This is a genomic window from Nitrosomonas sp., assembly GCF_022842015.1.
In the GTDB taxonomy this organism is placed as follows: Bacteria; Pseudomonadota; Gammaproteobacteria; order Burkholderiales; family Nitrosomonadaceae; genus Nitrosomonas.
Genome location: NZ_JALHQJ010000018.1, coordinates 37,129 through 43,747 on the forward strand (window position 1 = coordinate 37,129; position 6,619 = coordinate 43,747).

The following is a 6,619-nucleotide window of genomic DNA, read 5'->3' on the forward strand; positions in this document are numbered from 1 at the left end:
AATTCAGCTCGACTTAACTCAACTGAGTCACGAGGTTTTTAATTCTTTGCATGGCTTCGTTACATTCCTGTTCAGACGGTACTAATGCAACCCGAATATAATTTTTTCCCGGATTGCTGCCTTGTGCATCACGCGCGAGATAACTGCCTGGTAGCACCGTCACATTATAATCTTGATACAACCGTTTGGTGAATTCGGTATCGTCGATAGGTGTTTTAATCCATAAATAAAAACCCGCATCCGGCATTTGCACTGTCATTGCATCCGACAGCAGCACCATCGCATCGAAGAATTTTTGTGCATATAAGCGACGATTTTCCACCACATGTTTTTCATCATTCCAGGCTGCTGCGCTGGCGGCTTGAGCTGCAGGGTTCATGGCACTACCATGATAAGTCCGATACAACAGAAATTTTTTCAATATCGCGGCATCACCGGCCACGAAACCGGAGCGCATTCCTGGCACATTCGAGCGTTTCGATAAGCTATTAAATACCACCAAGCGTGGAAAACCTGCGCGCCCCAATTGATTTGCGGCATCCATCGCACCTAATGGTGGTTTTATTTCATCAAAATGGATTTCAGAATAACATTCATCTGCGGCCACCACAAAACCATAGCGATCTGATAGCGCAAATAATTCCCGCCATTCCTCCAGTGTCATCACACCACCTGTCGGATTATTGGGTGAGCAGACATAAATCAGCTGCGCGCGCGACCATACGTCATTGCTCAATTGTGAAAAATCCAATCTAAAACGATTTTCGGGTAGTGTATTAATAAAATATGGCGTTGCCCCCGCTAATAATGCCGCGCCCTCGTAAATCTGATAAAACGGATTGGGGCATACTACTACCGGGAAACTAGCGCTAGAATCAATTACTGTCTGCGCAAAAGAAAACAGTGCCTCACGACTACCATTGACAGGAATAATTTCAGTATCGGGATTAATTTCCGATAGATTAAAACGCTGTTTTATCCATGTTGCAATGCTATTGCGTAGTATCGGTAATCCCAATGTAGTTGGGTATGTCGACAAACCATCGAGATTATTTGCTATTGCTTGGCGGATAAAATCAGGTGTTGCATGCTTGGGTTCGCCAATCTGAAGATCAATCGGGCTCAATGCAGCGTTACGTGTTATTCCCTCAAATAATATCCGAAGTTTTTGAAATGGATAGGGTTGCAGCTGACTCAGATTTGGGTTCATGCCATTTTAGAAAGAATGCTCAGTCGATAATTAATTTTATACTGATCATCCTGCGATTAGGTTATTTAATGCGTGCGAATTATAAAGCGTGCATGCAAGAATAACCAACTAAAATTAATTTCAAATCATTTGAAAGTCACTGTAGGTTAAATTTGGATGAACAGCTGTTCCCATGAGCGCAACCTGTAAAGCGGTGGCGCTTCCCAGGCCATCGGCATCGTAATACAGAATACCCGTTGTGGTGTTGTATATGATCCTGTCATAGGTATCATGTGCCGCGACCACACCGGCACCTGACCAAAATTGCTCCGTACTCAGAGTGCCCGGACTAACACCTAATCCGGTAAATAGAGACAAACTAAATTGCATAATATCAATCCCGCTTTGGAAGTCGACAAGGATGTCTCGGTTGGTTGAGCTATTCGGAGCATAGTCGAAGACAAATTTATCTGCACCACTACCGCCCGTAATGTTGTCATTGCCATTATTGCCACTAAATGTGTCGTTAAATGCAGTACCAGTTAATATATTGGCGCCATTGTTGCCAATAAGTGTCAATCCGTTCGTGACTGCTGTGGCATTAATGTTGGCAGCAGTTTTTGCTGTAGTAACTGCATTTACCATATCTCCCGTGCCAATCACAATACGCTCCAGGCCTGTGTCACCGGCATACAGGGTTAAAGTACTCGCAGATTTTGTTGCAAATCTTACTTCGTCAGTACCGCTAATGCCAGTGTCATTTATTTCTGCTGCGGTATGTTGCGAGGCAACACTAATTAAATAAACATCCGAATTATTCCGGCCATCCAGTATATCAATACCTGCTTTGCCATCGATAATATCAGCTTGTGCTGTGCCGGTAAGGATATTTGCGCCCGCATTGCCAATGAGTGTTAATGCGTTTGTAACATCAGCTGCATTGACATTGATCGCAATAACCCCAGTTGAAACAGCAGTTGCAGTCGTTCCGGTACCGATAACTATACGTTCGATCCCGGTATCGCTGGAAAACAAAGTTAATGTACTTGCTGTAGTAGCAGCGAAACGAACTTCGTCGATACCATTCAATCCACTATCAGCGATTTCTGCAGCCAAGTGGTGTGCAGCTGAGTTAATAATGTAAATATCAGAACCATTGCCGCCATCGAATTGATCAGTATAAGCAGTGCCGGTGATTATATTGTTACCGGCATTACCGGTAATGGTCAGCGCGTTTAACACCGCGCCGGCATTGACATTAAGTGCAGTTACAGCCGATGTAATCGCATTGACTCCAATCCCAGTACCGATCACAATGCGCTCAATACCAATATCACCTGGATATAGTGTCAGTGTACCTTTGGTGGTTGCGGCAAATCGCACCTCATCCGTTCCTGAAGTGCCATAATCAAAGAATTCTGCGACTTTATGATCTGTGGCTAATACTGTAAGATAAACATCGGATCCTTCTCCACCATAGAGCTTGTCACTGCCTGCTCCACCGTCCAAAATATCGTTTCCAGCCAAGCCATTCAGCATATCATTGCCGGCCAAACCATAAAGAACATCATTGCCCGCACCAGCATTCATAATGTTATTTTTAGTCGTGCCGGAATAGGTTCCGCCACTGACGATAACGCCCGGTGGTGGCGGTGCGCCGGCGATCAACGTGCCAATATCTAAGCGTCCACCGGTAACTGTAGTCGTTGTCAAAGCATCGGTTGGGATAACCGTGTTTAGCAAGGAGTCACGCAATTGTTGTGGCGTGATATTAGGAAGAGCAGAGGCATATAGTGCTAAAGCTCCTGTTACGTGTGGTGCAGCCATTGATGTGCCTTGAAAAGAAGCATATCCACCGCCCGGTACAGTGGAATAAATGCTTTGTCCCGGTGCTGCCAGGTCGACTGTGGATTTGCCGTAATTTGAAAAAGAAGCCAGCGTTCCAGAACTGGTCAACGCTGCAACTGATATAACCGAATCGTAACCTGCTGCCGCTGTCGTGTTAAAGTTGGAAGGATAATTTGCACGGGTGTCCGTATTTAAACTGCTATTTCCTGAAGCTGCGACAAAAAGATTGCCTGCCTGTGCTGAACGGATGACAGCATCATAATTACTCTGAGAATATCCACCGCCGCCCCACGAATTATTTGTGGCGACAAAATGCTGGCCGGTGCCAGAAGCCAGACTGGCATTCGTGTAATAATCAATCGCAGCCGTCGTCGATAAGGAAGTCCCCCCGGAGGGACCCAGCGCTTTAAGTGCCAGCATCTGAATATTCCAGTTCACACCAGAAACACCGCTGCCGTTTCCGCCAGAGGCACCGATAGTTCCTGCGACATGGGTTCCATGGTTTACATCATCAAATGGATTGTTATCGTTATTAACAAAATCCCAGCCGACAATATCATCAATATAGCCATTATTGTCCAAATCATCACCGCCTTTCCAGCGGGAATCCGCCAGCAAATCACCAGCATCAATACGGCTATTATTATTAAAATCATTGACATAAGAAACATTTGCCGCATGATTCAGATCGATAAAACTGAATGTGCCGTCCTGATCAACATCGGTTAATGCCGAACGCAGTGTATTGCTAATTTCTTTTTGATTGATCCAGATATTTAAGTAAAGGTCCGGATGTGTGTAGTCGATGCCCGTATCAATGACGCCCACAACGGTTTTTGTGGTTCCGATAAAACCGTTGTTCCAGGCTTCATTGGCTTGGCTGCCGTAATTATTTGTTGGTGATAATACGTCTCCGTACATGCCCCAAAGGTTACCGTTAGTGTAATAGGGATCGTTGCTTATAGATTGATTGGAAAGAATCCAGTTATGTTGCACATACTCGACACCGGGTTGGATTGCTAATGCATCCATTACTGATTCCAGCCCCTTATGGGTGTTAATCCTGGCCAGCGTTGGCCCATGATCGGGTGATGGTGCATCATGAACAAATTCAGCGCCGTTTTTGCGTAATAAAGTAGCTTTCTCCTTCTGAGTAAAGCTTGAAGAAAACTGAACTAAAAACTCACCGTTCACAAATTTTCCCATAACGTCTCCTAGTATTTACTGATTCAATATCGTGTAACTTAAAAACCAATCCCAGGATTTCATTTTTTATACCCTGGGTTAGCTAGAGTGCGAAAGCTACCGACAGCAAGGCAATCACCACGCGACAATATCGCTTTAGCTATCACGACTTTTAGCTATCGGCGAAGATGACGCGTCCTTTAACCATAAATGAAAGAATTGCGGTGAATTACCCCGCCTTTTCCGAAGATCAAACAATGTGAAAGAAGGAGGTGAAAAATAAATCAGTTATTCATCGGTGGTATGTGAGGGGGTAGGAGTTGTTGTAGGCAGCCATAAAATTTATTGAGGTGAGAATTGGTTGCTTAGCTAAGATATCGCGTAAGTCATGGCAATAATTGTGATTTCATACAGGAAAGTGATGCGTGGATGCTAAATCAACTGTGCTTTAGATTATAAAGAAGATGCGTGACATTGCTACTCCAGCGCGGTATGCATGCGATCCGCCACCATCAGCGCACGTAAATCCGTTTCCCATTTCTTTAATTTGTCAAGCGCATGCAGGCGCTGGAGTGGGGTGGCGCTATTATGCATACGTGCGATGAAATCGCAGGTATATTCAGAGAGCTTCAACTGATAAGCACGATAGTCCGGATCGTCGGAACGGTGCGTATGTTCGATCAAATTCTTTAATGAGCTAATGATCTGTTCGGGTGTGGCGGATTCAGAGGCGAACTGACGCAGCACTTTCAGTGTTTCTTGTTGCCGGCGCTGACGTTCGATCATCCAGATTTCGGGATTGAAAGGCGAGGCTTCGATGCTAGTATCGATTAAATGCCGTTGTGTTTTGTCAATGCTGCCGTATAGGTTTTCGATGCGTTTGACAGTTCTCTTGATCGATGCCTGTCGACGATCCTCAAGATCTGGTTGCAGATAGTCACGGCGCAACTCGGCATTGCTTTTGGTATAGCGTTGTTCGAGATGCTGCCACTGCGCTTCACCTAAGCGCAATACTACGGGTGTACTCAGTTGCACAGCCTGATCAAAGGCGGGAGCGATAATGTTTTGCAGTTTGTTGGACCAATGACAAATTTGGGTTGACGTCAATGGGCTGTCGATCTGACCGCGCACGGTGGCTAGCCAATCAACATATTCCGGAAGCTGTGCCGTGCGATGCCAGATAAACCACTGCTGAATCGCCTGCTTGGCGTATGGCGCTTGTTCGCGATCAAAATCGACGTAGCCATCCAGCCACCACCAGGCAAGCCGTGGCCCTTGATCATAACTCAGACGCACCATGCTGCAACCGCTGAGTAGCAATAATAATGTTGTAGTAAAGGCTATTCTTTTTAAGACAGGCTGCATGATAATGCTCGTCAATTTAATTGTGAATAAAAAGAAATGTCGCTACGCGGTTAGAAACGGATCCAAGATACTTGTTAAGTATACCTAAACCGTACCTTATCACTTTCTTTTTCGTTACATCTGCAAGATCGTAATTGTTCGTGCTGTTTTATTCTTTATAAGATTCCATTCATTTCGGAGTAGTATGGGCTGGCTCGGCTGTCACATGGCTTGTGTCAGAAACCATAACAGACTAAACTTGGCCCCTATCTTCAGCGTGTAAGCTTAACTCTGGCGACAGTATTTTCTACTCAAGAATTTCTCGCATGGAAGAAAAATTACATCATAAACGTCCCAAATATCTGAATTTGCTTGAGTTCAGACACCCCATGCCTTCTGTGGTTTCGATTCTGCATCGTGTCAGCGGTGTATTGCTATTCTTTCCGGGCATCCCACTGCTGCTATCCGGTTTGCAGCTATTGCTACAATCTCCACAAAGTTTTGAGATTCTGCAAGGCTCTCTCAATAATCCGATAGTCAAACTGCTGTTATTGCTACCACTCTGGTTTTTTTTGCATCATTTATGTGCCGGCATCCGCCATTTGTTACTGGATATACAAGTAGGAATCAAGTTGGAACAGGCGCGGGCAGGAAGCAAATTAGTATTGATCGCGGGGTTCGTGTTAACCATATTGGCGGGGTTAATGCTATGGTAAGGCAATCCAGACTTGCCGTTACCGGCGCGCACTATGGCGCGAAGGATTGGCTAGCTCAGCGGGTGACTGCCATTCTGATGACAATTTATCTTATTGTGTTAGCAGGAGTGTTGGTGGTTGTTGTTCCACAAGATTATGCAGGATGGAAAGGTCTATTCCAGTCTCAATGGTTGCGCATCGCGACTTTTATGTTCTTTATTTGTGTTTTCTGGCATGCCTGGGTGGGTGTGCGCAATGTGCTTATGGACTACGTTCATTCCATGTCAATTCGCTTAATGATGCAAATTGCGGTAGTAACTGCTTTGCTGTTTTATCTGGTCTGGACTGCAGAAATATT

General features: G+C 45.1%; 5 protein-coding genes. 2 read left to right on the forward strand and 3 right to left on the reverse strand.

Annotated elements, in window-relative coordinates; all coding sequences use genetic code 11:
- Window positions 1-13: 13 nt before the first annotated feature.
- The 3 genes from dapC to Q0C11_RS05040 form a co-directional block, all read right to left on the reverse strand.
- Window positions 14-1,210, reverse strand: a complete 1,197-nt coding sequence (gene dapC, locus Q0C11_RS05030) for a succinyldiaminopimelate transaminase (RefSeq protein ID WP_293006303.1) — start codon at window positions 1,208-1,210, stop codon at window positions 14-16.
- A gap of 120 nt (window positions 1,211-1,330) precedes the next feature.
- A complete protein-coding gene (locus tag Q0C11_RS05035) occupies window positions 1,331-4,243 on the reverse strand; it encodes a S8 family serine peptidase (RefSeq protein WP_293006305.1) in 2,913 nt (970 codons plus the stop codon).
- Between the two features lie 456 nt (window positions 4,244-4,699).
- Entirely contained in the window at window positions 4,700-5,587 is an 888-nt protein-coding gene (locus Q0C11_RS05040; RefSeq protein WP_293006307.1) for a DUF6279 family lipoprotein, read from the reverse strand.
- Window positions 5,588-5,892: 305 nt separating this feature from the next.
- On the opposite strand from Q0C11_RS05040, the gene sdhC reads away from it, so the two are divergent.
- Window positions 5,893-6,282, forward strand: coding sequence for a succinate dehydrogenase, cytochrome b556 subunit (gene sdhC / locus Q0C11_RS05045; protein ID WP_293006309.1), 390 nt, complete (start codon window positions 5,893-5,895; stop codon window positions 6,280-6,282).
- Window positions 6,276-6,619 (forward strand): succinate dehydrogenase, hydrophobic membrane anchor protein (sdhD, locus tag Q0C11_RS05050; RefSeq protein ID WP_293006311.1); only part of this gene is annotated, 344 nt, incomplete at its 3' end. The genes sdhC and sdhD, both read left to right, overlap by 7 nt.